Source organism: Aeromonas sp. MR16 (assembly GCF_022549315.1).
Taxonomy (GTDB): domain Bacteria; phylum Pseudomonadota; class Gammaproteobacteria; order Enterobacterales; family Aeromonadaceae; genus Aeromonas; species Aeromonas aquatica.
Map to the genome: position 1 here is coordinate 1 of NZ_JAKZFK010000046.1, position 25,665 is coordinate 25,665.

Here is a 25,665-nt window from a genome sequence, read left to right on the forward strand (position 1 = left end):
GGGATGCGGCTTCGAGTTTGAATTCAGCAGTAAATGAGCGACGTAATCTTGTCATTGAACACCTCTGATCTTGGTGGCGACTGTACCACCTAAAATGGTGTCCGGGATGATTAGACCACTACAGTAGCAGCCCCGGAGCGTTGACTCTGGATCAGGATAGGAGGGGATGGCAAGGGGGGAGAGGGGAGGGCGACGCGTTACCGGCTGGAGCAGGATGAATATCGTCTTGGATGGAGCATAAAAAAACCGGCCACTTGGGCCGGTTTGTTGTGCTGTGACGGGTAAGTGCTTAGTGCAGCACCACGTTCTGGAAGCCCTGTACCAGGCTGATGACCGGCTGGGGATAGATACCCAGCGCCACCACCAGAATGGCGGAGAGCAGCACCACCAGGCCCCCGGAGGAGAAGGCCCAGTCGGCCTTGGCATCGCGCAGCTGCATGCCGGGCTCGCGCAGGTAGAGGGTGACCATGACCCGCAGGTAGTAGTAGAGCCCCAGAGCGCTGCCGAGCACGATGGCGCCGGAGAGCCACCACAGCTGGGCATCGACCGTCACCCCGATGAGGTAGAACTTGCCGATGAAGCCGAGCGTCATGGGGATGCCCGCGAGCGACAACATCATCACCGTCATGACGGCGGTCAGGTAGGGACGATGCCAGAACAGACCGCGGTAGCTGTGCAGGGAGTCCGCATCCTTGCCACGATAGGGGCTGGACATCATGCTGATGACGCCGAACGCACCCAGGCTGGTGAACAGGTACATCAGCAGGTAGACCCCGGCCGCTTCCACCGGCATCTGGCCGAGGCGGCTCGCCACCACCACCGCCAGCAGGTAGCCGAAGTGGGAGATGGAGGAGTAACCCATCATCCGCTTGATGTTGGTCTGGATCAGTGCCAGCAGGTTACCGACGACGATGGACACGACCGCAATGGCCGCCAGCAGCCAGTGGAACATGGGATCGCCGGTGGCAGGGACCGCCAGATAGAAGCGCAGCAGCACGCAGAACACCGCGATCTTGCTGACGGTGGCGAGGAAGGTCGCGACCGGTGCCGGGGCACCCTCGTACACGTCCGGGGTCCAGAGGTGGAAGGGGGCGAGGGAGAGCTTGAAGGCGAAGCCGACCAGCATCAGACCCAGGCCACCCATCAGCAGCGGATGGTGAGCCGGGCTCTGGGCCAGGGTCAGACCGAGATCGCTGAAGCTCAGGCTGCCGGCCTGGGCGTAGAGCAGCGCCATGCCAAACAGCAGGAAGGCGGTGGCGGCGGCGGAGAGCACCATGTACTTGATGCTGGCCTCCAGCGAATGGCGCTCGCGGTAGGCGTAGCCCACCAGACCGAACATCGGCAGGGTCAGCATCTCGATCCCGATGAACAGGGAGGCGAGGTGGCGGGAACCCGCCAGCACCAGGCCGCCGGCGGTGGCGATCAGCAGCAGCAGGTAGAACTCTTCCCGGTTGTCCGGATAGCCCTTGAGCCAGGAGCGGCCGAAGGTACAGGTCGCCAGGGCACCGATGAGCACCAGCCCCATGTAGAAGACGGCGTAGCTGTCCACTTGCAGCAGGGGCGTGACACCCTGATCCCCCTGGGCCATCACGATGGGCAGGGAGAAGAGGGCCAGGTTCAGACCCGTGATGGTCACCACGAAGGCGGTGTCATCACAGCGCTTCCAGGCGATGGCCAGCATCAGGGCCACCATGGCCCCCGTGGTCAGCAGCAGGGGCAGCAGGGCCAGCAGTTGAGCTGCGGTAAACGTCATGACAGTGCTCCTGTAATGGACAAGGAAGGCAGCAGAAGAGAAGTCATCATTGCAAGGCTCCTGTGCTCGGCAGCGCATACCAGTGCAGCACGTTCAGCAGGCTGCTGCTGGCGGTATCGAGCACCGGCTGGGGATAGACCCCGAGCAGCACCAGCAGGCCGGCGATGGTCAGCATCATGGCCAGCTCGCGGCTGTCCAGTCCCTTGAGGGGTTTGTCATCCTTGGGGGCACCGAAGCAGGCCCGTTGCAGCATGATGAGGGAGTAGACCGAGGCCAGCACCAGACCGAAGGTCGCGATGATGGTCATGATCGGCGCCACCTGGAAGCTGCCGATGAGGATCAGGAACTCGCCGATGAAGTTGCCGGTACCCGGCATCCCCAGTGAGGCGACCGAGAAGAACAGCATGACACCGGGCAGGTAGCGCAGGCGCCCCCACAGGCCGCCCATCTGGCGCAGATCACGGGTGTGCAGACGCTCGTAGAGCTGGCCGCACAGGATGAACAGACCGGCAGCGGAGAGGCCGTGGGCGATCATCTGTACCACGGCGCCTTGCAGCGCGAGCTCGCTACCCGAATAGATGGCGATCATCACGAAGCCCATGTGGGAGATGCTGGTGTAGGCCACCAGTCGCTTGATGTCGGTCTGGGCGAAGGCCAGCAGGGCACCGTAGACGATGCCGAACAGACCCAGCCCCATGGCATAGGGGGCGAACTGGGCGGACGCCTCGGGGAACAGCGGCAGGGTGAAGCGCAGCAGGCCGTAGGCGGCGGTCTTCAGCAGGATCCCCGCCAAATCCACGGAACCCGCGGTCGGCGCCTGGCTGTGGGCATCCGGCAGCCAGCCGTGCAGCGGCACCAGCGGCATCTTGACCGCGAAGGCGATGAAGAAGCCCAGCATCAGCAACCACTGCACACCAGTGTTCATCGGGGTGTTGAGCAGGTCCAGGTAGTTGAAGGTGAAGACGCCGGTGGCGGCGTGGTGGGTCAGCACCAGCCCCAGGATGGCGACCAGCATGATGAGGCCGCTCGCCTGGGTGTAGATGAAGAACTTGGTGGCGGCGTTGATACGGGATTTACCGTCGGTGACCGAGTGGCCCCAGAGCGCGATCAGGAAGTACATCGGCACCAGCATCATCTCCCAGAAGAAGAAGAACAGGAACAGATCCACCGCCATGAATACGCCGAGCACGCCGCCCAAAATCCACAGCAGGTTCAGGTGGAAGAAGCCGATGCGCTGCACGATTTCCTTCCAGGAACAGAGGATGGCCAGCACGCCGATGAAGCTGGTGAGCATCACCATCAAGAGCGACAAGCCATCGACCGCCAGATGCAGGGAGATGCCGAAGCGGGGGATCCAGGGCAATTGCCACTCGGCCGCCCAGACGGGGAGGCCGGGGTTTGCCAGGCTGAAATCACCACTAAACCAGATGGCGCCGGAGAGCAACAAGCAGGCGCTCATGGACAACAGGGCTACCCAGCGGACGAACTGTCCACCGAGGCGCTCCATCTGCCAGCAGAGCAAGCCGCCGATAAAAGGAATTAACAAGATCCAGAGTAAGGTCACGATATCAGCTCTCTCATAGGTTCTAGTCGCTGTGCAGGCCCGCAGGCCTGCAGTGAATTCAGGGAATGCATCGACGTCAACCGAGCAGCAGCAGCGCCAGGATCAGGACGGCGCCCATCCCCATGGAGGCTGCGTACCAGCGCAACTTGCCGGTGACAGTCCAGGCCAGCATCTGATGACCACTGTATGCCAGTACGGCGGGCAGGTTCATCATCCAGTCCAGCGGATCCTTGCCAAGCAAGCGGGTCGCCAGCAGGTAGGGCTTGACCCAGAGCCGTTCATACAACCAGTCAAAGCCCCAGGCGTTGAACCAGAGGGTGCTGAGCAGACGGCCAGGGGCGCTCTCGGCAATACTTCTTGCCAGGCGACGCTCGCCAAGGAACAGGAAGGCGGCGAGTGCTATCCCCGCCACGGCGATGACGCCGGACAGGATCTCGAGGCTGTGACGACCCTCTTCGATGTGATCGCCAGGGCCCGCCGGCAGTACGCCCGCCAAGGGGGGGGTGATCCAGGCGCCGATGGCGGTGGAGAGCACCAACAGCACCAGCAGCGGCAGCTTGTGCGCCAGGCCGTGACCGGCATGGGCCTGCGTCTGCGGCTTGCCGTGGAAGGCGATGAAGATCAGACGGAAGGTGTAGAGGGAGGTCAGGAAGGCCCCCACCAGACCGGCCCACAGCAGGGTGTTCTGGCCACTGGCCTGCACCTGCCAGAGGATGGCGTCCTTACTGTAGAAACCGGCGGTCACCAGCGGCAGCGCGGCCAGTGCCGAGCCCCCGACCAGGAAGCAGGCATAGACCAGCGGCAGGCTCTTGCGCAGGCCCCCCATCTTGAAGATGTTCTGCTCGTGGTGGGTCGCGACGATGACGGCACCGGCGGAGAGGAACAACAGCGCCTTGAAGAAGGCGTGGGTCATCAGGTGGAAGATGGCCCCATCCCAGGCACCGACCCCGAGGGCCAGGAACATGTAGCCGATCTGGCTCATGGTGGAGTAGGCCAAAATCCGCTTGATGTCGGTCTGCACTAGGGCCGCGAAGCCCGCCAGCACCAGCGTGATGGCACCCACCAGCGCCACCAGATGCAGGATCTCGGGGGCCAGCAGGAACAGTCCGTGGGTACGGGCGATGAGATAGACACCAGCGGTCACCATGGTGGCCGCGTGGATCAGCGCCGAGACCGGGGTTGGACCCGCCATGGCGTCTGCCAGCCAGGTCTGCAGCGGCAGCTGGGCGGATTTACCGACCGCGCCACCGAGCAACATCAGACAGGCGAACGACAGGGCAGGGGAGCCTTCGGCAAACATCGCGGGCGCGCGAACCAGCAGCTCATGGATGTTGAGGGTACCGAGCTCCCGGTACAGGACGAACAGACCGATAGCGAGGAAGACGTCACCGACCCGGGTCACCACGAACGCCTTGAGGGCAGCGGCCCCGTTGGCGGGATTGCGGTAGTAGAAGCCGATCAGCAGGTAGCTGCACAGGCCCACGCCTTCCCAACCGAGGTAGACGAACAGCAGATCATCGGCCAGCACCAGGAACACCATGCTGGCGATGAACAGGTTGGTGTAGGTGAAGAAGCGCGAATAACCTTCTTCCCCACGCATGTACCAGGAGGCGAACAGGTGGATGAAGAAACCCACCCCGGTCACCACTCCCAACATGGTCAGCGACAGGCCGTCCAGCGCCAGGCGGAAGCTGGGGGTGAATTCACCCACCGCCATCCACTGCCACAGGGTCTGGGTGTAGACGCCGCCCTCCGGCATGTTGCCGAGAAAATCGATGCCAACCCAGAGGGTGGTCAGGGCCGACAGGCCTATGCTGCCGACACCGATGAGCGCCGAGGTGCGCTCGCCGAAACGGCCGATGGAGAAGGCCAGCACCAGCCATCCCAGCAGCGGGAACAGGAAAGTCAGGAATAGGAGGCTCATCCGCGCATCTCGCTCACAGTGTCCACGCTGAGGGTGTGGTAACGACGATAGAGCAGCAGTAACAGGGCCAGGCCAATGCTGGCCTCCGCTGCCGCCAGAGAAATCACCAGTATGTACATGATCTGGCCGTCGGCCTGGGCCCAGCGGCTGCCAGCCACCACGAACGCCAGTGCGGACGCATTCATCATGATTTCGATACTCATGAGGATAAACAGCAAGTTACGGCGAATTAACAGGCCGCACAGGCCGATACAGAACAAGATGGCCGCAAGCAGCAAACCGTGTTCCATGGGAATGCCACTCATTGCTGACCTCCTTCTTGAGATGGGCGCACGGGGGTTTTGGGCACGGAGAGCACCTCTCCGTTCTTGTCCTCACGGCCCAGGTGATAGGCGGTGACCAGGCCCGCCAGCAGCAGGATGGAGGCGAGCTCCACCGCCAGCACGTAGGGGCCGAACAGGGCGATGCCGACTTCCTTGGCACTGACGTCGGTCAGACCGAGCACACCCCCGGTGACGCCGAGGATGCCGTAGGCCAGGAAGCCGAGCAGGATGAGGGAGAGCAGGGCTGGCCCGCCCCAGGTCTTGGGGGTGAGCCAGTTGCGTTCCTGATCCTGGGCCGAGCCCAGGTTCAGCATCATCACCACGAACACGAACAACACCATGATGGCGCCGGCGTAGACGATCACCTGCAAGGCACCCGCGAAGGAGGCACCAAGGCAGAAGAAGATCATGGCCACGGCGATGAGCGAGATGATGAGATTGAGCAGCGCGTGCATCGGGTTGCTGGTGCTGATCACCCGCAGCGTGCTGTAAATGGCGACCAGGGCCGCGGCATAAAATGCCAATTCCATGATTGACTCCTAGGGCAGCAGGCTCTTGACATCGATGGGCTTGGCTTCGTTCTCGGCATCCCCTTTGGGCTTGCCGTCGATAGCCATACCGCTCATGCGATAGAAGTTGTAGTCCGGGTACTTGCCGGGGCCGCTGATCAGCAGATCTTCCTTCTCGTACACCAGATCCTGGCGACGATACTCACCCATCTCGAAATCCGGGGTGAGCTGGATGGCGGTGGTGGGGCAGGCTTCCTCACACAGGCCGCAGAAGATGCAACGGGAGAAGTTGATGCGGAAGAACTCCGGGTACCAGCGACCATCGTCCCGCTCCGCTTTTTGCAGCGAGATGCAGCCGACCGGACAGGCGACGGCGCACAGGTTGCATGCCACGCAGCGCTCGTCACCGTCCGGATCCCGGGTCAGGACGATGCGGCCACGGAAACGGGGCGCCGCATAGACGGCCTGCTCCGGGTAGCTCAGGGTCTCGCGGGGCCGCCAGGCATGGGAGAACACCATCCCGAGGCTCCGCAGTTGGGTGCCAACACCCTTGATGATATTAATGATTTTCATAGGTGCCTCACTGCACGTTCATCAGCACTACGGCGCCGGTTACCAGCATGTTGAGCAAGGTAAGCGGCAGGCAGACTTTCCAGCCAAAGGACATCACCTGGTCGAAGCGCGGGCGAGGCAGGGAAGCCCGCAGCAGGATGAAGAACACCATGAAACAGGCGGTCTTCAGGGCGAACCAGATGAAGGGCGGCAGCCAGGGGCCGTGCCAGCCACCGAAGAACAGGGTCACGATGAGGGAGGAGATCAGCACTATGCCGATGTACTCACCCACGAAGAACAGGCCCCACTTCATGCCCGCATACTCGATGTGATAGCCATCGGCGAGCTCCTGCTCGGCCTCAGGCTGATCGAACGGGTGACGGTGAGTGACGGCGACGCCGGCAAACAGGAAGGTGACGAAGCCCAGGATCTGGGGTACCACGTTCCAGAGCCCGGCTTGCGCCTCGACGATCTCCCGCAGGTTGAAGCTGCCGGTCTGGATCACTATGCCCATCAGGGACAGGCCGAGGAACACCTCGTAGGAGAGGGTCTGGGCCGAGGCCCGCAGGCTGCCGAGCAGGGAGTACTTGTTGTTGCTCGACCAGCCGGCGAACAGCACGGCGTAGACCGCCAGCCCCGCGATGGCCAGGATGTAGAGCAGGCCCACGTTGAGATCCGCCACGCCCCAGGTGGGGGTGATGGGCACCACCGCAAACGCCAGAATGAAGGCGGTGAAGGCGATGATGGGGGCCAGCACGAAGATCCGGCGATCGGCAAACGGCGGGATCCAGTCTTCCTTGAAGAACATCTTGATCATGTCGGCGGCCAGCTGCAGCAGGCCGAAGGGGCCCACCCGGTTGGGGCCGTAGCGATCCTGCCACAGCGCCAGCAGGCGACGCTCGATGAAGCTCATGAAGGCACCGGCCCCCACGATCCCCACCAGCACGATCAGGGCCTTGCCCACCTCCAGCAGCAGGTCAATCAGCGAATCGCTCATAGGCGGACCTCCTGCCGGTTGTCGCGTTGAGAAAGGGTGATCAGCACGTGGCTCATGCGATGGCCTCCTGCAAGTTGTTCACATAGGTCTGATGCAGCGCGGTCGGCAGGCCATTGGCACCGAGGGGCAGACCGAGCAGGCCCTTGGCCAGTTTGTCGCTCAGGCGCAGGGTCAGCCGCCAGTGGTGGCCACCCCAGGAGAAGGCAATCAGGCTGCCGGCATTGAGGGCCAGACGGGCGGCGTCGGCCGGGTTCAGTACCAGCACGGGCTCGCTCATGCGTGCCTGGATGACCGGGCTCCTGGCGGAGAGTTCTTCGCCACCGAACAGCTGATCGTAACTGACCACCTGCAGCGCCTCCTGGGCCTGGAAGGGAGTCGGGATGCTGTCGAACCAGCCGAGGTTGTCCTCACCCGGTTCCAGCAGACGGCGACCGGGATCCCCGGCACGCAGGTTGCCACCCACTTCGTCCTGGAACTTGTTCCAGGCAGAGGGGGAGTTCCAGCCCGGCGCCCAGGCGAAGGGCACCTGTTGCATCGGTTGGCGGGCACCGGCGTAGCCTTCCATGGAGAAGGCGAACGGCGAGTCGGGATCTTGCGCGACCCGGGGTTCGCTCACGTCCTGATCCGCCAGCATGGAGGTGCGACCGCTGTAGCGGTGCGGCTCGCGGGCGAGCTTCATGCCACGGATGCGCAGACCCGCGTTGGGGGCGGCTTCACGCATGGCAGCCAGCAGCGGGGCGCTGGCGGCGCAGGCCGTGCTCACCTCGTCGAAGGTGCTCCAGCGCAGCGGTTTTCTGTCCAGAGCGCCTTGCAGCGCGGCCAGCCAGCGCCAGCTCTCGCGCACCTGAATGTCGGCGTCGTAGAAGGCGGGGGCATAGACCTGGAAGAAGCGCTGGGCGCGGCCTTCCATGTTGATGAGGGTACCGTCGGCCTCGGCGAAGCTGGCGGCGGGCAGTACCAGACCCGCTTTCTGGGCGGTGCCGGTGTCCTGATGATCGACCACCAGCAGGTGTTGCAGGCGGTCGATGGCGGCATCGACGCGGCTGCGGGCGGCACGGCGATAGAGATCGTTCTCCAGGGTGATGAGCGCGAGCTTCTCCTCCCCTTCGATGCGCTCGAGGGCAGCTTCCAGCGGTGCGGCGGTCCCGGCCAGCATGGCCAGCCCCAGGCTGTTGGCTTCTTGCGCCACCAGCGCCAGTTCCACGGCCTGACCACGACCCTTGAGGGCGCGGGCGATGTTACTGGCCGCCTCGAGCAGCGCCTGGGAGCGGGCGCCGGAGCCGGCGATGATGAGCGGCTTCTTGGCGTTGCCAAGCAGCTCGGCCCAGCGTTCGGCCAGGGCTTGCTGCTCGGGCGCCAGATCGGCCAGGGCAGGGGCCGAGCCGTCGAGCAGGTGGGCGATGGCGAAGCCGAGGCGTGCCTGATCCGCGTGGGGCGCGTGCAGGGTGCCGCTCGCCACGTCGTCCAGACGGGTGCTATCCAGGCTGGTGATCAGCAGCGGGTAGCGCTCGTTCTGGGCCAGGGTCTGCACCGCGGCGACTTGCCACAGGTCCACCTTCAGCTTGCGGGCGATCTCGCGCCCCTTGCCCTTGACCGCCTGGCGCAGGGCCAGGGCGATGCGGGCGGCGGTCTGGGTGACGTCTTCGCCGAGCACCAGCACGGCGTCGGCCTCTTCCATGTCACGCAGGCTCGGGGTGCGTACGCCACCCTGTTGCAGGATCTGCAGCATCTTCTGCAGGCATTCCCACTCGCTTTGCTCGACGCCGCTGTAGAAGTTGGCGGCGCCCACCAGCTCGCGCAGGGCGAAGTTGCTCTCCAGCGAGGCGCGCGGCGAGCCGATGCCGATGACGCCGGCGGCGGTGCGCAGGGCATCGGCGGCGCGGTTCAGGGCACCGTCCACCGTGATGGCGAGTCTGTCGCTGCCGTCATGGAGCAGGGGCTGGCGCGGACGATCGGCCAGGTTGACGTGACCGTAGCCGAAGCGGCCGCGATCGCACAGGAAGTAGTGGTTCAGGGCGCCGTGGTAACGGTTCTCGATGCGGCGCAGCTCGCCATAACGCTCACCCGGGCTGATGTTGCAGCCGACCGCGCAGCCTTGGCAGATGCTGGGGGCGAACTGCATGTCCCACTTGCGGTTGTAGCGTTCTGAGTGGGTCTTGTCGGTGAAGACGCCGGTGGGGCAGACCTCCACCAGGTTGCCGGAGAACTCGCTCTCCAGGGTGCCGTCTTCGACCCGGCCGAAATAGACGTTGTCGTGGGCACCGTAGACACCGAGATCCTCGCCACCGGCGTAGTCCTTGTAGTAACGGACGCAGCGATAGCAGGCGATGCAGCGGTTCATCTCGTGATTGATGAAAGGGCCCAGATCCTGATTCTGGTGGGTGCGCTTGGTGAAGCGGTAGCGACGGCTGTTGTGGCCCGTCATCACCGTCATGTCTTGCAGGTGGCAGGCGCCGCCCTCTTCACACACCGGGCAATCGTGGGGGTGGTTGGTCATCTGCCACTCCACCACCGTCTTGCGGAACTCTTTCGCCTCTTCGTCCTCGATGGAGATATAGCTGCCATCGGTGGAGGGGGTCATGCAGGACATGACCAGGCGGCCGCGCTTGTCGTCGGCATTCTGATATTGCTTGACCGCACACTGGCGGCAGGCGCCGACGCTACCGAGCGCCGGATGCCAGCAAAAATAGGGGACGTCAAGCCCTAAGGACAGACAGGCTTGCAGCAGATTGTCTGCCCCGTCTACCTCGTACTCTTTACCGTCTACATGAATGGTGGCCATACAACTTCCCTGACTTCAATTAGATAAAATCTTTGGCTCGCGCTAGTTCAGAGGACCAGCTGCGGACGCGCAGTCGCGTCTTACCAGCGTTCGCCCAGCAGATTGGGCTGGATCCCTTTGAGCAGCTTGTGATTGTCCTGCGGTCCCTTGATCCCGGCCTCGAATTCGGCGCGGAAATACTTGAGGGCACTGCCAAGGGGCTCGACGGCGCCAGGGGCATGGGCGCAGAAGGTCTTGCCCGGGCCGAGGAAACTGACCAGCTGTTCCAGCGTGGCCAGATCTCCTTGCTGACCCTCGCCACGCTCCAGCGCGCGCAGCAGCTTGACGCTCCAGGGCAGGCCATCGCGGCAGGGGGTGCACCAGCCACAGGATTCACGGGCGAAGAACTCTTCCATGTTGCGCAAGAGTCCCACCATGTTGATGCTGTCATCCACCGCCATGGCGAGGCCCGTCCCCATACGGGTGCCGACCTTGCCGATGCCACCGGCATACATCTGGGCATCCAGGTGCTCGGGCAGCAGGAAGCCGGTGCCGGCGCCGCCCGGTTGCCAGGCCTTGAGGCGATAGCCTGGTTTCATGCCACCGGCGTAGTTTTCAAACAGCTCGCGGGCGGTGATGCCAAAGGGCAGCTCCCACAGACCCGGGTTGTTGACCTTGCCGGAGAAGCCCATCAGCTTGGTGCCGTGATCTTCCGAGCCCGGCAGCGCCAATCCCTGATACCACTCGACGCCGTTGCCGATGATGGCGGGCACGTTGCACAGGGTCTCGACGTTGTTGACGCAGGTCGGCTTGCCCCAGACGCCGGAGACGGCTGGAAAGGGGGGCTTGGCGCGCGGGTTGGCGCGGCGCCCTTCCAGGGAGTTGATCAGCGCCGTCTCTTCGCCGCAGATGTAACGCCCGGCGCCCGTGTGGACGAACAGCTCGAAGTCAAAGCCAGAGCCCAGGATGTTCTTGCCGAGCAGACCGGCGGCCTTGGCTTCTTCCACCGCGCGGCGCAGGTTGATGGCGGCATCGACGTATTCGCCCCGCAGGAAGATGTAGCCACGGTAGGCCTTGAGGGCCTTGGCGGAGATGATCATCCCCTCGATCAGCAGATGGGGCAGTTGCTCCATCAGCAGACGATCCTTCCAGGTGTTCGGCTCCATCTCGTCGGCGTTGCAGAGCAGGTAACGGATGTTCATGCTCTCGTCTTTGGGCATCAGGCCCCACTTCACACCGGTGGAGAAGCCGGCGCCGCCGCGGCCCTTGAGGCCGGCGTCCTTGACGGTGCCGACGATCTCATCAGGGCTCATCTGACTCAGTGCCTTGCGGGCCGCATCGTAGCCCTGCTTGCTCTGGTATTCGTCCAGCCAGACCGGCTGGCCGTCATCGCGCAACCGCCAGGTGAGCGGATGGGTCTCGGCCGCACGGGCGATGCGGTTGGCGGTGCCAAAGGATGCCAAACTCATGGATAAGCCTCCAGGGTCTTGAGCAGGCTGACGGCATCGAGCCCGCCATAGGTGTCGTCGTCGATCATCAGCGCCGGCCCCTTGTCGCAGTTGCCGAGGCAGCAGACCGGCAGCAGGGTGAAGCGACCGTCAGCCGAGGTCTGGCCAGGGCCCAGATCCATGACTTCTTTCAGGCCGGCCAACAACTGCTCGTGACCGTTGATGTAGCAGACCATGCTGTCACAGACACGAATGATGTGACGACCCACCGGCTGGCGGAAGATCTGGCTATAGAAAGTAGCGACCCCTTCCACGTCACTGGCGGGGATGCCGAGCTCGGCGGCGATGGCATGGATGGCACCATCCGGTACCCATCCGCGGGCCTGCTGCACTATCTTGAGCGCTTCGATGCTGGCGGCACGGGGGTCTTCGTAGTGGTGTATCTCATGCCCGATGGCGTCGCGTTCGGCCTGGCTCAGGACGAAACCGTCCCCCTTGCCCTGGCACCCGCCCTGTCCCGCTGGGGACGCTGTATTTTGGCACTGACATTGCTGGCTCATGACTTGACCTTCTGTCGCTTATTCTTCTTGTCCCGTTGCGTTCTGGTGCGAACGCGGCGGGGACTTAACGATCCACATCCGACATAACGAAATCGATACTGCCCAGATAGACGATGAGATCCGACACCATCTGGCCGCGGATCACCGAGGGGATCTGCTGCAGGTGAGCGAAGCTCGGGGTGCGGATCCGGGTCCGGTAGCTCATGGTGGAGCCGTCGCTGGTCAGGTAGTAACTGTTGATCCCCTTGCTCGCCTCTATCATCTGGAAGGACTCGGCGGCCGGCATCACCGGGCCCCAGGACACTTGCAGGAAGTGGGTGATCAGGGTCTCGATGTCCTGCAGGGTGCGCTCTTTGGGCGGTGGCGTGGTGAGCGGGTGATCCGCCTTGAACGGCCCCTCCGGCATGTTCTTCACGCACTGCTCTATGATGCGCAGACTCTGGCGAATTTCCTCGAAGCGCACCATGGCTCTGTCATAGGCATCGCCGTTGGCACCCACCGGCACCTCGAACTCGAACTGATCGTAGCCGGAGTAGGGACGCCATTTGCGCACGTCGAAGTTGAGGCCGGTGGCACGCAGGCCACCGCCTGTGGTGCCCCAGGCCAGTGCCTGCGAGGTCGAGTAGGCGGCGACACCGATGCTGCGGCCACGCAAGATGCTGTTGCGCATGGCGGCTTTTTCATACTCCATCAGCCGCTTGGGCAGCCAGTCCAGCAGGTTGTCCTGGATGAGGCGAGCCCAGCCCACAGGCAGATCGTGCGCCACCCCACCGATGCGGAACCAGGCCGGGTGCATGCGTGCGCCCGTGATGGCTTCGATGATGGTGTAGATCTTCTGGCGGTCGGTAAAGGTGAAGAACACAGGGGTCATGGCGCCCACGTCCTGGATGTAGGTACCGATGAACAGCAGGTGGCTCTGGATGCGGAACAGCTCCGACATCAGCACCCGGATCATGTCGACCCGTTGCGGCACCTTGATCCCTGCCAGCTTCTCTACCGCCAGTACGTAAGGCATGTTGTTGAGCGAACCGCCCAGATACTCGACCCGATCGGTGTAGGGGATGTAGCTGTGCCAGGACTGGCGCTCACCCATCTTTTCGGCGCCGCGGTGGTGATAGCCGATGTCGGGGACGCAGTTGCGGATCTCTTCGCCATCGAGCTGCAGCACCAGGCGGAAGGCGCCGTGGGCGGAAGGGTGGTTCGGACCGAGGTTGAGGAACATGTAGTCCTCGTTCTCGTTACCCCGGCTCATGCCCCACTCTTCGGGCTTGAACAGCAGGTTGTCCTGCTCCTGATCCTGCTTGACCGCATCGAGCATGAAGGGATCGAATTCGGTGGCGCGCGCCGGGTAGTCCTTGCGCAGCGGGTGACCCTGCCAGCTCTTGGGCATCATGATGCGGGTCAGATGGGGGTGGCCCTCGAAGGTGATCCCCATCAGATCCCAGACTTCCCGCTCGTACCAGTTGGCGTTTGGGAAGTGCTTGCTGATGGTGGGCAGGTTCAGATCGCTCTCTTTGAGCGGCACCTTCAGCATCACATCGGCGTTACGGTCGATGGAGATGAGGTGATAGAAGACGGTGAAGTCGCTCTCGGGCAGGCCGTCGCGATGGCTGCGCATCCGCTCGTCGGTGGCGCTCAAATCGAACAGCATCACGAAGGGGGAGGGGAGCTTGCGCAAGAAGCCGATCACGTCCAGCAGCAGCTCGCGGGAGAGCCAGATGACCGGCACGCCGGTGCGGGTGGTCTGGACGGTGAAGCGCTCGGCACCGAAGTGAGCGAACAACTCGCCGACCACCTGGGCATCACTGTGATCGGAAGGCTGCCACTGGGACATGGTGTAGTTACTGGGAAATTCTCGGGTCAGTTTCATGATCAGATCTCATCCGGCGTGCGCAGGTTGGTGACGTTGATCCGTTCGCCGCGCTTGCGTTCCTTCTCGGCCTGCATCTGCGGGCGGTATATCCCCTGATCGCCGGCCACCCAGGAGAGGGGGCGACGCTCCTTGCCGATGGAGTCCTGCAGTAGCATCAGCGCCTGCAAGAAGGCCTCGGGGCGGGGCGGGCAGCCAGGAATGTAGACGTCGACCGGCAGGAACTTGTCCACGCCCTGTACCACTGAGTAGATGTCGTACATGCCGCCGGAGTTCGCGCAGGCGCCCATGGAGATAACCCATTTGGGTTCGAGCAACTGCTCATACAGGCGCTGGATGACAGGTGCCATCTTGATGAAGGGGGTCCCTGCTATCACCATGAAATCCGCCTGACGAGGCGAGGCCCGGATGACTTCGGCGCCGAAACGGGCGACGTCATGGGGGGAGGTGAAGGCGGTACACATCTCCACATAACAGCAGGAGATGCCGAAGTTGTAGGGCCAGAGGGAGTTCTTGCGGCCCCAGTTGACTGTGTCTTGCAACACCTCTTCGAGGCGCCCGATCATGATGCCGCGGGAGGCCTCTTGGGCCAGGGGATCCTCGACGGTTTGGCGCTGTTCCTGCGGGTAGCGCTCAACGGGCGCATCCGGGTCAATCCGGGTCAGGGTGTACTTCATGGTGCAACCTCAAAGGGAGTATCAGTAATTCAGTCTGGCTTCTTGTCAGTCAGGACAGGTTTCTTTGGTGCCCAGTCGAGCGCACCGATGCGCCACAGGTAGATGAGGCCTACCAGCAGCAGAGAGATAAAGATGGCGGCTTCGATGAAACCGACCCAGCCACTTTCCCGAACAGAAACGGACCAGGCGAAGAGGTAGAGTGCCTCGACGTCGAAGATGACGAAGAACATGGCAACCAGATAAAACTTGGCGGAGAAACGCAGCCGGGCATTACCGACTGAGTCGATGCCGGATTCGAAAGGCTTGTTCTTGGCTCGGCCGTAAGCTCGCCCCCCCAACAAAGACGCCAGGCCGATCATGGTCAGGCAGATACAGATGGCCCCAACGACATAGACAGCAAAAGCCCAATGCTGGACAGCAATATCAGCAAACATAGGAGTGTTCCCTAACCGAATTAATCACGTGAGTTAACAAGGGTGTTACGTATTATGCCATGGAGATGTTGATTCACATGTCATTTCAAAGGATTAATTATTAATCGCGGGGAAGAAAATCGGTTTTTGCTAGCGAGGTCAAGGTTCCTATTTGAGAATCATTTTCAATCGCTTTACGGTGCAGGGTAAATCACTGGATCGTTGGAAAAATAAACTAATCGAAAAGATGAAAAACCCCGCGTGGCGGGGTCTTGTTATCAGGGGGTGAGGAGGGGAAGCGCCTGCTCTGCGGCCTTGCCTTGGGAGAGCACTATCTCCACTCGCCGGTTGGCCTGGCGATGGGCAGGGGTGTCGTTGGGGTAGCGGGGTTGAGTGTCGGCCGCCCCCTGGGCGACGACCCGCCGTGAATCCAGCTTGGGGTTGGTGAGCAGGGTGTGGACTATGGTGGCGGCTCGCAGCACCGACAGCTCCCAGTTGTTGCGATAGAGCTCCACCGGTGCCTGTGAGTTGTCGGTGTGGCCGGTCACCACCACCCTGCCGGGGATATTGGCCAACACATCGGACACCTTGTTGACCAGTGGAATGAACTGGGGCTGCAGGAAGGCTGAATCTGCGGGGAACAGGGTCTTCTCGCCGATCCGGATCACCAGCTGGCTGCCGAGCTGCTCCACCTCCAGCTCCTTGGATTCAATCTGGCTCTTGAGCTGCTGATCCAGCTTCTGTTTGGTGATGGCGGCCCAATCCTGCTCCTTGGTCTTGTGTGGCCAGGACTGAGTCGCGCTGGGTTTCTCCGAAGCACCTATGGTCTCGTTGAAGGGATCGGCCGCGGCGGCCGGGGTCTGAGTGTCCAGTACCTGCTCCTTCTGGGAAGAGCCGGGGGTAGTCTTGGACTCGGGCTCCAGGATCCCGGTACCGCCTTGCATCACCGGGGAGCCCGCAGGCATGGAGATGAGGCCAATTTTACCCAAGGATTCGATAAAGCCCTGGATCAGTACCCGGGTCTCCGACTGCTTGGCCATGGCGAAGGAGTAGAGCACCACGAACAAGGCAAACAGCAGGGTCATGAAGTCGGCATAGGAGACCAGCCAGCGCTCATGGTTCTCCGGGGCCTCAGGCTTTTTCTTTTTGGCCACCGTGACCTCCGAGGTAGGGTTCAAGGGTCACTTGCAGCCGCTGCTGTGACTCGCCATCCACGATGCAGAGGATGCCGGTCAGGGTCATCTCCTTGTAGTGGCGGATCTGATGGGCGAACCCCTTGTAGCGGTTGCCAAATGGCAGGAAGATCAGGTTGGCGGCGCCGACCCCGTAGATGGTGGCGATGAAGGCCACAGCGATGGCACCACCGAGCTTGTCCGGTGCATCCAGCAGTCCCATGGCGTGGATCAGACCGAACACCGCACCGACTATCCCCATGGTCGGGCAGTAGCCGCCCATGGCCTCGTAAAATTTGACGGTTTGCTCGAGATCCTCGTGTTCGAATTCGATCTCGTTCTCCAGCACCTCGTGGATCTTGGTCTTCTCGTAGCCGTCGACCATCATCTGCACTCCCTTTTGCAGGAAGGGATCCTTGATGTCATCGATCATGCCCTCCAGCGCCAGCATGCCGCTGCGCCGTGCGTTGCCCGCCAGATTCTCCAGCAACTGGGCCTGCTCCAGCATGTCGAGGCGAGGAGGGGTGATGAGCCACTTGAAGCGCTTCAAGGTTTTACCCACCACGGAGAAGGGAAACTGCGTCAGGGCGGCACCCACTGTGCCCCCGATCACGATGAGGAAGGCGGGCAAGTCGAGCAGGGCGCTGGGATGCCCCCCCTCAATGAGGTTGCCACCCAAAATGGCTGCCAAGGCTAACAGCAAACCGATCAGACTCATGTGTCCGTGTCCCTATGCGAAAAATGTGGCTAGTGTATCCACTTAACTATCAGTTTTTCAAAATGATATCCAATCGGTGAGCAATATCCGAGAGGCTGAACCGAATGTGGTGACCCTCTTGTTTCGGCCCGGCTGGCAGAATCATGAGCATTAGGTTCAGACTCCCATCACATCCTGCTGATGGATTTCAGCCCGGCGGCAGAATAAAGCAGGTGTAATGGGGGAGTGCGAGGCCTGTGGGTGTCTGGCCGCCTGGGGGGGTATCGGGATGGCTATCTTAAAATCGATACCAGAAAGCAAAAAACCGACCCTGAGGTCGGTTTTTTTAATTTGGCGGTGGGTCGGGATTGACTCGCGCCATCCCTGGCGCTCGCCCTGCGGGCAGCCTGCGGCTGTCCTGCCCCCTTGTCGAACCAGGGTTAGAATCGAGCCGCCCGTCATCGGATAAAGTAAAAGGGCCTGTCTTGCGACAGGCCCTTTTACTTTATTTGGCGGTGAGGGAGGGATTCGAACCCTCGATACGTTGCCGTATACACACTTTCCAGGCGTGCTCCTTCAGCCACTCGGACACCTCACCAAATTTTTTACTGCTGTTTAACGTGTTCAATCGCCACGTAGTTCGCTGCGCCGTTGCGCCGGAACGGGGCGTAATTTAGGGGAAAGCTGGCCATGGGTCAATCACTTTTCCCCTTATTTTTCATAATCTTTATCGAGTGTTTATCCCTTGAGCAGAATGGCGGTTTTTTAAACCCTTCAAGGCTTGTCCAGGATGATCAGGCTGTCGGGCAACTCGTTCTGATCCCGGGTGGCCGGGAACGCATCGGTCAGGATGGCGCTGGTGCGCTCGACACATTCGAGGAAACCTTGCTCGACCTCCTTGTTGCGCACCCGCACCACGAAGTCGTCGATGATCTGCTGCCACTGGGCATTGTCGATGTGCTGGGCGATACCGTCGTCAACCAGGATTTCCACATAGTGCTCGGCCACCGAGACGAAGATCAGCACCCCGAGCCTGTCCCGGGTACGGTGCAGCCCCTGCTCGACGAACTGCAAGCGCGCCATCAGGGACGCCCTGTGCTGGCGTACCTTCTTCGGGATGAGCCGCATCTTGATGGGGGTCCAGTGAAACAGGAGACTGAGCAGCAGCCAGACCGACCACTGCACCAGCAGGATCTCGTACCAGCCGAGCCAGAAACCGAGTTGGAACACCAGCAAGGGAGTGAGCATGGCCAGCAGGGCCGCCCAGAGGGTCGGAATGTAGCGGTAACCGTCGCTGGCCGGGGCCAGCACAGTGACCAGCTCGGCGTCCGTGGCCAGCTCGGCTTGTCGCACCTTGGCCTGGAGGGTGTGATAGAACTGTTTTGAAATCATTATGTTGTCTCTTGATCCCTGATTACCAACCGCCGGAGGCGCCGCCGCCACCGAAACTGCCACCCCCGCCGCTAAAACCGCCGCCGCCACCGAAACCGCCGCCGGTGCGTCCGGCACCGAAGCCACCGGCCAGATAGGCGGCTCGACGACGACCACCGGGACCGCCACCACCACCGCGCAGGTTGTGCAAAACGATCATGGCGATCACCACCAGGATAAACAGCCAGGGGCCGCCCCCCTTGTCCTCCTTGGCGACGTCCGTCGGTTTGTACTCACCGGCGAGGGCCTGCATGATGCCCTGACTGCCGGCGACGATGCCGGCCACCATGTCACCGCGCTTGAAGGCGGGCAGGATCCGGGTCTGAATGATGTTGGCGGCGATGGCATCGGGCAGGGCGCCTTCCAGGCCATAGCCCACCTCGATGCGTACCTTGCGTTCATCCTGGGCGATCAGCAGCAGCACGCCGTTGTTCTTGTCCTTCTGGCCTATTCCCCAGTGACGACCGAGCTGGTAGCCGTACTCCTCGATGGTCTCGCCGGCCAGGGTATCGATGGACACCACCACCAGCTGGATACCGCTGCGTTTCTCAAAGGCCGCCAGTTGTTGGGTCAGCTGGTGGGCCTGCTTGCGGGACATCAGGTTCGCCTGGTCCACCACCCGGCCGCTGAGGGCAGGGAAGCTGGGGGCGGCGTGCAGGGCCGCCGTCCACAGCAGCAGGCAGGGGAGCAGGGCGCGCAGCATCCAACTCATTGGAAGCTGACCTTGGGCGCCTCATCGGTGCCTGGCTTGGCGCTGAAGCTCGGCTTGGCGGTGAGATCCGAGTAGAGCAGCTTGGACCAGATGACGCCCGGGAAGGTGCGGATCTCGGTATTGAACTGACGCACCGCCTCTATGTAGTCGCGGCGAGCCACGGCGATGCGGTTCTCGGTGCCTTCCAGCTGGGCCTGCAGGGTGAGAAATTGCTGATCCGCTTTCAGATCCGGGTAGCGCTCCACCACCACCATCAACCGGGAGAGGGCGCTGGAGAGCTGGTTCTGGGCCGTTTCAAACTCCTTGAGCTGGGAAGGGTCGCTCACCTGCACGCTGCCAACCCGGGCACGAGCATCGGTCACCGCCTTGAGGGTCTCCTGCTCGTGGCTGGCGTAGCCCTTGACGGTGGCCACCAGATTGGGGATGAGATCGGCACGGCGCTGGTACTGGTTCTCGACCTGGCCCCAGCTCGCCTTGACCTGCTCATCCAGGGTCGGGATGTTGTTCATGCCGCACCCGGTCAGCCCCAGCAGCAGGGTCAACATCAACAGGCTCTGGGTGGTCTTGTGCCAGAGAGAAGTGGCCATCTCGTTGTCTCCATTGGATCTATTAAGTTTGGCGTATGACACCATACCAGCTTGTGGTCAGCCGCCACAACGGCTGGGTAGGGTCGGGGGCTGGTAGCTCATCGACACCTTGGGCAACTGGGGTTTGTCTTTCAGCCAGGAGGCTAGCTCGGCGCCGCAGCCGTTGCCGGGTGGGATAGGGGCCTGAGGCTGGCAATCGGGGCTACCGGCGGGGCAGCGCAACCGGACATGGAAGTGGCTGAAGTGGCCGACCCAGGGCCGCAGCTTGGCAACCCAGGGCTCATCCCCCGCCCGTTTGCAGACTTCGGCCTTGAGCACGGGGTTGATGAAGATGCGCGCCACCTCGGGCTGGTTGGCTGCCAGGCGCAGCAGCGTGAGCTGCTGGGGCCCGAAGCGACCGGGCAATACCCGGTAGCTGGGCTCGTCGATCAGCGCCCACTCCTTGGGAGCATCCTGCTCCCATTTGCTGATGGGCCTGTCGGCCATCCGAAACCAGATGTCGGCGTCGAGGCCGGTCTGGTGGCTGCGGTGGCCGGAGCTGAAGGGGCCGCCCCGCGCCATGGCCAGATCGGCGATGTAGAGATCCGGCATGCCGGCCATCTTGGTGCGGCTCGCCAGCCCCTGCAGGTAGTGAATTAGATCGGGGTGGCCGTAGTAGCGCAGGCGCTTGCTGCGAATGACCTGATAGCCGGGTCCCGACAGCGGCAGGGCCACGGCATTTTTCAGGCAACCGGCCGAATAGCCACCGATGGCTTCGGCATAGAGGGCACTGGTCATGAACAACAGGCTGGTGGCAAGCATAGGGTGTCCGGCAATGGTGCCACTTCAAGTGGACTTAAGAGTGGCTTGGATGGTTCCCATCATATCAACAAGCCCGCGCCGTCGTCATCCGTCCCGCCGCGCGGGTTGCCAGGGGTGGGCGGGCTCGCGCACAATGCGCGGCAATGCAGGAGCAGCCCGGCTGCCCGAGTCCATGTGAGGAGTACGAGATGAGAGTCAGTGAATTGGCATCACAGGCAGGGATCTGCTGGTTGATGCCGCCGGTGGTGCGCTTCTACGGGGTCATGAGCAGCCTGCTGCTGGCGAGCCTGGGGACTGTGGTGGCCGCTGTCGGGCTGGGGTATCCCGAGATGGGGCTGCTGCCCTGGGTCGGTCTGGTATTTGGCGGCATAGTGCTGCTGATGATGATCCTGCCCCGTAACTGGCAGCGCTGGCGGCTGGCCGAGCTGGCCTGGGATGAGCGCCACCTCTATCTGCTCAACGGCGGTAGCGACAAGGCACTGGCCCTGCCCAGGACGGCGCTGGTCGGCATCGAGCGGACGCGCCAGATAGGTCACGATGGCCAGTGGCTCGCGTTCAGCCTGGATCTACGGCTCGATCCCAAAGCCCTGGCCGATGCCACCACCTTGCTGGGCCTGACCCGGGAGGCGACTCATGAGGTGGCGCCCGGCATCTATCGTTTCGGCTTTAAGCGGGCCTGGCACGGTCGTCGTGCCCTCGATGGGATCCTGAGCGCCTTGCAACCGCCCCAAGTTGACTATTTTCTCGACAATTTGCCACAAAGCTCAGATACTGCCTCTGATTCGAATTGATCTTTTCTGCTCCGATAGTCCAAGAGATCAACGGCTTGGGCCACGGGGTGGGGAGTGCCATGGCATGATGCCGTGGCAGGTCCGGCATGGGGGTTGTGCCCTTACTTCTATGCTGGTGGATGCATAGATAAGGCACCTTGAATCGAGAGTGGATGGCATGAAGATTTACGTAGGTAATCTGTCGTACCGGATGACGGCCGACGAACTGACAAATGTGTTCAGCCAATTTGGAGAGGTAGAGAAGGTCGATATCATCATCGACCGCGATACCGGTCAGTCCAAGGGATTTGGCTTCATTGAAATGCCTGTCAACGGGGATGCCGAGAAGGCCATCGCCGGATTGCATGGCACCGAAATAGGCGGCCGCACCATCACAGTCAATCAGGCCAAACCAAAGACAGATGCACCTCGTGGTCGCCCCCAGCGCCATCGTTGAATCGTCTCGATAACGCAAAACGGCATGGATCACTCCATGCCGTTTTTGTTTGTGGGCGGTTTGCCTGCGAGGATCAGGGCACGTCGTAACCGAGCGCGGCCTTGCGGATGCGGAACCACTGCTGGCGATTGAGCTGAATGGATTCGGCGGCGACGGCGGCGGCGATCCGCTCCCGCTTGCCGGAGCCGATGAGTGGCAGCGGCTGGCTCGGCAGCATCATCACCCAGGCGTAGACCACCTGCTCGATGTGCTGGGCACCCACCTCCTGGCAGATCTGCTCGAGCTCGGCGCGCAGCGGGCCATAGGCGGGATTGTTGAACAACTGGCCGCCACCCAGACAAGACCAGGCCATCGGCTTGATGCGCAATTGCTGACACTGATCGAGAGTACCGTCCAGTGTTGCGCCCTGGTTGAGCGGCGAGATCTCCAACTGGTTGGTGACCAGCGGGAAGTCGAGGCGGGACTGCAGCAGCTCGAATTGATGGGCGGTGAAGTTGGAGACGCCAGCGTGTTTGATCTTGCCCGCCTGCTTGAGGCTGATGAAGGCATCGGCCACCTCGTCGGCATCCATCAGGGGATCCGGGCGGTGGATCAGCAGCAGATCCAGATGGTCGGTGCCGAGTTTTTGCAATGAGGCCTCGGCACTGGCAATGATGTGGGCCTTGCCGGTGTTGTAGTGGTTGAGGGCATGCTCCGGCTTGGCGGTGAGGGCGATGCCGCACTTGCTGACGATCTCCATGCGTTCACGCAACGAGGGCTCGAGGCGCAGGGCGTGACCGAAGGCCTCCTCGCACTGATAGCCGCCATAGATGTCGGCGTGATCTATGGTGGTGACCCCCAGATCCAGATGGTATTTCATCAGATCCAGCAGGGCCGTGGGGGAGAGCTGCCACTCCATCAGGCGCCAGTAACCCATGATGAGGCGGGAGAAGGTCGGGCCCTCGGCATGCAAGGCTAAGCGGGATACAGACATGATGACTCCTTGGGGGATAGATAATAAAGGCAGAATAAATGCTGTCAGCATCTTGGTCTCATCTGGCGGACAAGGCAATAATGCGCTCCTCGTGAATTCGAACTTTGGTTCTGAAAAGAGGGCTGGAGTCAGACAGAATATGGGGAGACTGTCATGGAAGGATTTGCCGGCAGGCTGCAGAGCCTGATCGGGGAGGGCAGTGTCAGCGCCTTCGCCCGCAAGGTGGGGCTGAGTGAGGCGCTGATCCGCAAGTACCTGAAAGGAGCCGAGCCTGGCCTTAGCAAGGCGAACCAGATCGCCATGGGGGCCAACTGCTCGCTGGAGTGGCTCGCCACCGGTTGCGGTTATCTCTATCGCCAGGCCGAGGTGGTGGACAGAGAGGCGCTGGCGGCAGCGGGCTCCCTGCTGCAGGAGCGGCTCCCTGAGCAGCCGTTGCCCGGTGAGCAGCAGCTGGTGATCCTGCTCGCGTATTATCAGTTTTTGCGCAGCCACAAGCAGGCAGACGGTTTTCTGGATCTGGCGCGGGCGAGGGAATTTGGCCGTCATCTGACCGAGGCCTGAGTCCTCGGGATGCGTACGGACACGGCCGTTCATTCTTCTGATACCCTCTAAACAAAGGGCAAATCCAAGGACATGGAGATGGGCTATCTGATCCTGGGCAGTGGTGGGTTGGGCACGGCGCTGGCGCACGAATTGGCTGCCCGTGGCGAAGAGTGGTTGCTGGCGGGCAGGCAGTCGCCAAGGGGGCTGGATCCTACCTGCTACTTTCCGCTGCAGGAGGTGGACCCGCTCTCCTTCGAGGCACTGTTCACCCTCTATGACGGCGCCAGTCTGCCGACCGTGGTGATCAACACCATAGGCCTGCTGTCTGATCTCAACCACATGCCAGAGCGGCGGGTGGAAGAGGTCACACCCCAGTGGCTGGGGGAGAGCCTGCAGGCCAATGCCTGGCCGCACCTCGCCCTCGGCGCCTGCCTGAGCCGGCTGATGCCGCCGGATGCCCGTCTGTGGCTCTGCAGCCTCTCCGATCTGGCGGGCAGCCTGGGCGGCTTCGAGTCAAACGGCCAGGGTGCGAGTCGCTATAGCTACCGGATGAGCAAGGCGGCGCTCAACATGGGCGCCAGGATCCTGGCCGCCGAGTGGGTCGACCGCTTCCCCGGGGCGGGGGTCATTACCGTGCATCCCGGGCTCATGAATACCCCCATGCAGCAACCCTTCAAGAGTGAGCTCGACAGGACCTTGCTGCAGGATCCCACCCAGGTGGCCCCGCGGCTGCTTGACCTCATCGCGGGCCTGACGCCAGCCCAGTCCGGCAGCTTCCTGGACTTGCAGGGCCAGTCTCTGCCCTGGTGAGTATCGGGCTCACATTCCCGCGTCCCATCCCTTGCCAGCTCCGCCCTGGCTGGTTAATGTCATCCCCCTGCATTCAGGAGGATGACCATGCGCTACATCGATTTACGAAGTGATACCGTGACCCAACCCACGGAAGCCATGCGCCTGAGCATGTTGCACGCCGAGGTAGGCGATGATGTCTACGGGGAGGATCCCAGCGTCAACAGGCTGGAGCAGCAGGGTGCCGAGCTGCTGGGCAAGGAGGCGGCTCTGTTCGTGCCATCGGGCACCATGTCCAACCTGCTGGCGATGATGAGCCATTGCCAGCGCGGCGAAGGGGCCGTGCTCGGCTCGGCCTCCCACATCTACCGCTATGAGGCGCAAGGCAGTGCCGTGCTGGGCTCGGTGGCCCTGCAACCGGTGCCCATGCAGGCCGATGGCTCCCTGGCGCTGCATGACCTGAGTGCTGCTCTGGCCCCCGATGACGCTCACTTCGCCCAGACCCGGCTGGTCTGCCTCGAGAACACCCACAACGGCAAGGTGCTGCCGCTCCGCTATTTGCGCGAGGTGCGGGCCTTCGTCGACAGCCGGGGTCTGCAACTGCACCTGGACGGTGCCCGGCTGTTCAATGCGGTGGTGGCGAGCGGTGAAACGGTGCAGGCCATCGCCGCCCCCTTCGACAGTGTTTCCATCTGCCTCTCCAAGGGGCTGGGTGCCCCGGTGGGCTCCCTGCTGGTGGGCTCCCGGGATTTCATCGCCCGTGCCAGACGGCTGCGCAAGATGCTGGGGGGCGGCATGCGCCAGGCGGGGATCCTGGCCCAGGCCGCGCTGTTTGCCCTGGATCAGCACGTGACCAGGCTGGCCGACGATCACCGCCGTGCCAGACGGCTGGCAGAGGGGTTGGCCACCTTGCCCGGCATAGTGCTGGATCTGGCCGAGGTGCAGACCAACATGGTGTTCCTGCGTTTGAAGGAGGGAGAATCGGCCCCGCTGCTGGCCTTCATGAAGGAGCGCGGCATCCTCTTCTCCGGCTACGGCGAGCTGCGGCTGGTGACCCACCTGCAGATCACCGACGACGACATCGACGAGGTGATCGATGCCTTCACCGAGTACCTAAACGCCTGATGGTGGCGGCTTCGCAGATCAAGCAGGGTCATTCAGAGCAATGACAAAAAGGGCGCCTTGAGGCGCCCTTTTTGGTTCTTTTGTCCCGTCCTGAATATGGTTTACACCTTTCCCCCCAATAAATGGAGACCCCGATGGGACAAGGTGTGAAACGGACACAGCGCGATTACTCGCTGACTTTTAAATTAGCCGTGGTCGAGCAGATTGAAAAAGGCGAGCTCACCTACAAACAGGCTCAGGCCCGTTATGGCGTTCAG

25 protein-coding genes, 1 tRNA gene and 1 pseudogene are annotated in these 25,665 nt (G+C 62.4%); 6 read left to right on the forward strand and 21 right to left on the reverse strand.

The annotated features are described in order from the left end of the window. Positions 1–289 precede the first annotated feature (289 nt). From nuoN to mepA, 20 genes are all read right to left on the reverse strand, one after another. Positions 290–1,753: an NADH-quinone oxidoreductase subunit NuoN gene (nuoN, locus tag MM194_RS20610; protein WP_033129123.1), complete on the reverse strand. Its 1,464-nt coding sequence runs from the start codon at positions 1,751–1,753 to the stop codon at positions 290–292. A gap of 46 nt (positions 1,754–1,799) precedes the next feature. Further along, positions 1,800–3,317 carry an NADH-quinone oxidoreductase subunit M gene (gene nuoM / locus MM194_RS20615; protein ID WP_241344786.1) on the reverse strand — a complete coding sequence of 506 codons (1,518 nt, stop codon included), beginning with the start codon at positions 3,315–3,317 and terminating at the stop codon, positions 1,800–1,802. Between the two features lie 76 nt (positions 3,318–3,393). After that, positions 3,394–5,241 carry an NADH-quinone oxidoreductase subunit L gene (gene nuoL, locus MM194_RS20620; protein ID WP_033129125.1) on the reverse strand — a complete coding sequence of 616 codons (1,848 nt, stop codon included), beginning with the start codon at positions 5,239–5,241 and terminating at the stop codon, positions 3,394–3,396. Continuing rightward, the gene (gene nuoK, locus MM194_RS20625; protein ID WP_033129126.1) at positions 5,238–5,546 is read right to left on the reverse strand and encodes an NADH-quinone oxidoreductase subunit NuoK; all 309 of its coding nucleotides are present in this window, start codon (positions 5,544–5,546) and stop codon (positions 5,238–5,240) included. Before nuoK ends, nuoL begins: the two co-directional genes overlap by 4 nt. Next, positions 5,543–6,094: an NADH-quinone oxidoreductase subunit J gene (gene nuoJ, locus MM194_RS20630; protein ID WP_033129127.1), complete on the reverse strand. Its 552-nt coding sequence runs from the start codon at positions 6,092–6,094 to the stop codon at positions 5,543–5,545. The genes nuoK and nuoJ overlap by 4 nt, the downstream gene beginning before the upstream one ends. Positions 6,095–6,103: 9 nt before the next feature. Beyond that, positions 6,104–6,646: an NADH-quinone oxidoreductase subunit NuoI gene (gene nuoI, locus MM194_RS20635; RefSeq protein WP_033129128.1), complete on the reverse strand. Its 543-nt coding sequence runs from the start codon at positions 6,644–6,646 to the stop codon at positions 6,104–6,106. 7 nt (positions 6,647–6,653) lie between these two features. Further along, positions 6,654–7,622 carry an NADH-quinone oxidoreductase subunit NuoH gene (gene nuoH, locus MM194_RS20640; RefSeq protein WP_033129129.1) on the reverse strand — a complete coding sequence of 323 codons (969 nt, stop codon included), beginning with the start codon at positions 7,620–7,622 and terminating at the stop codon, positions 6,654–6,656. 52 nt (positions 7,623–7,674) lie between these two features. Continuing rightward, entirely contained in the window at positions 7,675–10,404 is a 2,730-nt protein-coding gene (nuoG, locus tag MM194_RS20645; RefSeq protein ID WP_033129130.1) for an NADH-quinone oxidoreductase subunit NuoG, read from the reverse strand. A gap of 80 nt (positions 10,405–10,484) precedes the next feature. Next, on the reverse strand, positions 10,485–11,852 hold the full coding sequence (gene nuoF / locus MM194_RS20650) for an NADH-quinone oxidoreductase subunit NuoF (protein ID WP_033129131.1): 1,368 nt from the start codon (positions 11,850–11,852) through the stop codon (positions 10,485–10,487). Next, on the reverse strand, positions 11,849–12,391 hold the full coding sequence (gene nuoE, locus MM194_RS20655; protein WP_033129132.1) for an NADH-quinone oxidoreductase subunit NuoE: 543 nt from the start codon (positions 12,389–12,391) through the stop codon (positions 11,849–11,851). Before nuoE ends, nuoF begins: the two co-directional genes overlap by 4 nt. 64 nt (positions 12,392–12,455) lie before the next feature. After that, on the reverse strand, positions 12,456–14,225 hold the full coding sequence (nuoC, locus tag MM194_RS20660) for an NADH-quinone oxidoreductase subunit C/D (protein ID WP_241344798.1): 1,770 nt from the start codon (positions 14,223–14,225) through the stop codon (positions 12,456–12,458). Between the two features lie 38 nt (positions 14,226–14,263). Then, positions 14,264–14,938, reverse strand: a complete 675-nt coding sequence (locus tag MM194_RS20665; RefSeq protein WP_033129134.1) for an NADH-quinone oxidoreductase subunit B — start codon at positions 14,936–14,938, stop codon at positions 14,264–14,266. A 29-nt stretch (positions 14,939–14,967) separates the two neighbouring features. After that, a complete protein-coding gene (locus MM194_RS20670; protein ID WP_033129135.1) occupies positions 14,968–15,372 on the reverse strand; it encodes an NADH-quinone oxidoreductase subunit A in 405 nt (134 codons plus the stop codon). Positions 15,373–15,629: 257 nt separating this feature from the next. Then, the gene (locus MM194_RS20675; protein WP_241344788.1) at positions 15,630–16,505 is read right to left on the reverse strand and encodes a flagellar motor protein MotB; all 876 of its coding nucleotides are present in this window, start codon (positions 16,503–16,505) and stop codon (positions 15,630–15,632) included. Next, a complete protein-coding gene (locus MM194_RS20680; RefSeq protein ID WP_033129137.1) occupies positions 16,483–17,241 on the reverse strand; it encodes a flagellar motor protein in 759 nt (252 codons plus the stop codon). Before MM194_RS20680 ends, MM194_RS20675 begins: the two co-directional genes overlap by 23 nt. A gap of 489 nt (positions 17,242–17,730) precedes the next feature. After that, positions 17,731–17,818 (reverse strand) — tRNA-Ser (locus tag MM194_RS20685). Between the two features lie 176 nt (positions 17,819–17,994). Continuing rightward, entirely contained in the window at positions 17,995–18,612 is a 618-nt protein-coding gene (locus MM194_RS20690; protein WP_033129138.1) for a TPM domain-containing protein, read from the reverse strand. A gap of 22 nt (positions 18,613–18,634) precedes the next feature. Further along, the gene (locus tag MM194_RS20695) at positions 18,635–19,363 is read right to left on the reverse strand and encodes a TPM domain-containing protein (protein ID WP_241344790.1); all 729 of its coding nucleotides are present in this window, start codon (positions 19,361–19,363) and stop codon (positions 18,635–18,637) included. After that, on the reverse strand, positions 19,360–19,950 hold the full coding sequence (locus MM194_RS20700; protein WP_033129140.1) for a LemA family protein: 591 nt from the start codon (positions 19,948–19,950) through the stop codon (positions 19,360–19,362). Before MM194_RS20700 ends, MM194_RS20695 begins: the two co-directional genes overlap by 4 nt. A gap of 57 nt (positions 19,951–20,007) precedes the next feature. Beyond that, positions 20,008–20,751: a penicillin-insensitive murein endopeptidase gene (gene mepA / locus MM194_RS20705; protein ID WP_033129141.1), complete on the reverse strand. Its 744-nt coding sequence runs from the start codon at positions 20,749–20,751 to the stop codon at positions 20,008–20,010. 188 nt (positions 20,752–20,939) lie between these two features. Between mepA and MM194_RS20710 the strand changes: the two genes are divergently transcribed. Together MM194_RS20710 and MM194_RS20715 are read left to right on the forward strand one after the other, a co-directional pair. Beyond that, entirely contained in the window at positions 20,940–21,542 is a 603-nt protein-coding gene (locus MM194_RS20710; protein ID WP_238566370.1) for a hypothetical protein, read from the forward strand. A gap of 157 nt (positions 21,543–21,699) precedes the next feature. Beyond that, the gene (locus MM194_RS20715; RefSeq protein ID WP_081965963.1) at positions 21,700–21,978 is read left to right on the forward strand and encodes an RNA-binding protein; all 279 of its coding nucleotides are present in this window, start codon (positions 21,700–21,702) and stop codon (positions 21,976–21,978) included. A gap of 73 nt (positions 21,979–22,051) precedes the next feature. Here MM194_RS20715 and MM194_RS20720 read toward each other — a convergent pair whose 3' ends face one another. Then, the gene (locus MM194_RS20720) at positions 22,052–22,951 is read right to left on the reverse strand and encodes an aldo/keto reductase family oxidoreductase (protein WP_241344792.1); all 900 of its coding nucleotides are present in this window, start codon (positions 22,949–22,951) and stop codon (positions 22,052–22,054) included. A gap of 153 nt (positions 22,952–23,104) precedes the next feature. Between MM194_RS20720 and MM194_RS20725 the strand changes: the two genes are divergently transcribed. From MM194_RS20725 to MM194_RS20740, 4 genes and pseudogenes are all read left to right on the forward strand, one after another. Next, the gene (locus MM194_RS20725; RefSeq protein ID WP_241344793.1) at positions 23,105–23,512 is read left to right on the forward strand and encodes an XRE family transcriptional regulator; all 408 of its coding nucleotides are present in this window, start codon (positions 23,105–23,107) and stop codon (positions 23,510–23,512) included. Between the two features lie 78 nt (positions 23,513–23,590). Further along, complete coding sequence (locus MM194_RS20730; RefSeq protein ID WP_241344796.1) at positions 23,591–24,304, forward strand: short-chain dehydrogenase; 714 nt, start codon at positions 23,591–23,593, stop codon at positions 24,302–24,304. 87 nt (positions 24,305–24,391) lie between these two features. After that, entirely contained in the window at positions 24,392–25,408 is a 1,017-nt protein-coding gene (gene ltaE / locus MM194_RS20735) for a low-specificity L-threonine aldolase (RefSeq protein WP_241344797.1), read from the forward strand. A gap of 134 nt (positions 25,409–25,542) precedes the next feature. Further along, a pseudogene (locus MM194_RS20740) lies at positions 25,543–25,665 on the forward strand (IS3 family transposase); the annotation flags it as partial.

What these genes read in the sequence shown, in the direction of transcription:
- nuoN (WP_033129123.1), bottom strand. Translation starts at nt 1,753, where the DNA reads ATGACGTTTACCGCAGCTCAACTGCTGGCCCTGCTGCCCCTGCTGCTG.
- nuoL (WP_033129125.1), bottom strand. Translation starts at nt 5,241, where the DNA reads ATGAGCCTCCTATTCCTGACTTTCCTGTTCCCGCTGCTGGGATGGCTG.
- nuoK (WP_033129126.1), bottom strand. Translation starts at nt 5,546, where the DNA reads ATGAGTGGCATTCCCATGGAACACGGTTTGCTGCTTGCGGCCATCTTG.
- nuoJ (WP_033129127.1), bottom strand. Translation starts at nt 6,094, where the DNA reads ATGGAATTGGCATTTTATGCCGCGGCCCTGGTCGCCATTTACAGCACG.
- nuoI (WP_033129128.1), bottom strand. Translation starts at nt 6,646, where the DNA reads ATGAAAATCATTAATATCATCAAGGGTGTTGGCACCCAACTGCGGAGC.
- nuoH (WP_033129129.1), bottom strand. Translation starts at nt 7,622, where the DNA reads ATGAGCGATTCGCTGATTGACCTGCTGCTGGAGGTGGGCAAGGCCCTG.
- nuoG (WP_033129130.1), bottom strand. Translation starts at nt 10,404, where the DNA reads ATGGCCACCATTCATGTAGACGGTAAAGAGTACGAGGTAGACGGGGCA.
- nuoF (WP_033129131.1), bottom strand. Translation starts at nt 11,852, where the DNA reads ATGAGTTTGGCATCCTTTGGCACCGCCAACCGCATCGCCCGTGCGGCC.
- nuoE (WP_033129132.1), bottom strand. Translation starts at nt 12,391, where the DNA reads ATGAGCCAGCAATGTCAGTGCCAAAATACAGCGTCCCCAGCGGGACAG.
- nuoC (WP_241344798.1), bottom strand. Translation starts at nt 14,225, where the DNA reads ATGTCCCAGTGGCAGCCTTCCGATCACAGTGATGCCCAGGTGGTCGGC.
- MM194_RS20665 (WP_033129134.1), bottom strand. Translation starts at nt 14,938, where the DNA reads ATGAAGTACACCCTGACCCGGATTGACCCGGATGCGCCCGTTGAGCGC.
- MM194_RS20670 (WP_033129135.1), bottom strand. Translation starts at nt 15,372, where the DNA reads ATGTTTGCTGATATTGCTGTCCAGCATTGGGCTTTTGCTGTCTATGTC.
- MM194_RS20680 (WP_033129137.1), bottom strand. Translation starts at nt 17,241, where the DNA reads ATGAGTCTGATCGGTTTGCTGTTAGCCTTGGCAGCCATTTTGGGTGGC.
- MM194_RS20690 (WP_033129138.1), bottom strand. Translation starts at nt 18,612, where the DNA reads ATGATTTCAAAACAGTTCTATCACACCCTCCAGGCCAAGGTGCGACAA.
- MM194_RS20695 (WP_241344790.1), bottom strand. Translation starts at nt 19,363, where the DNA reads ATGAGTTGGATGCTGCGCGCCCTGCTCCCCTGCCTGCTGCTGTGGACG.
- MM194_RS20700 (WP_033129140.1), bottom strand. Translation starts at nt 19,950, where the DNA reads ATGGCCACTTCTCTCTGGCACAAGACCACCCAGAGCCTGTTGATGTTG.
- mepA (WP_033129141.1), bottom strand. Translation starts at nt 20,751, where the DNA reads ATGCTTGCCACCAGCCTGTTGTTCATGACCAGTGCCCTCTATGCCGAA.
- MM194_RS20710 (WP_238566370.1), top strand. Translation starts at nt 20,940, where the DNA reads ATGAGAGTCAGTGAATTGGCATCACAGGCAGGGATCTGCTGGTTGATG.
- MM194_RS20715 (WP_081965963.1), top strand. Translation starts at nt 21,700, where the DNA reads ATGAAGATTTACGTAGGTAATCTGTCGTACCGGATGACGGCCGACGAA.
- MM194_RS20720 (WP_241344792.1), bottom strand. Translation starts at nt 22,951, where the DNA reads ATGTCTGTATCCCGCTTAGCCTTGCATGCCGAGGGCCCGACCTTCTCC.
- MM194_RS20725 (WP_241344793.1), top strand. Translation starts at nt 23,105, where the DNA reads ATGGAAGGATTTGCCGGCAGGCTGCAGAGCCTGATCGGGGAGGGCAGT.
- MM194_RS20730 (WP_241344796.1), top strand. Translation starts at nt 23,591, where the DNA reads ATGGGCTATCTGATCCTGGGCAGTGGTGGGTTGGGCACGGCGCTGGCG.
- ltaE (WP_241344797.1), top strand. Translation starts at nt 24,392, where the DNA reads ATGCGCTACATCGATTTACGAAGTGATACCGTGACCCAACCCACGGAA.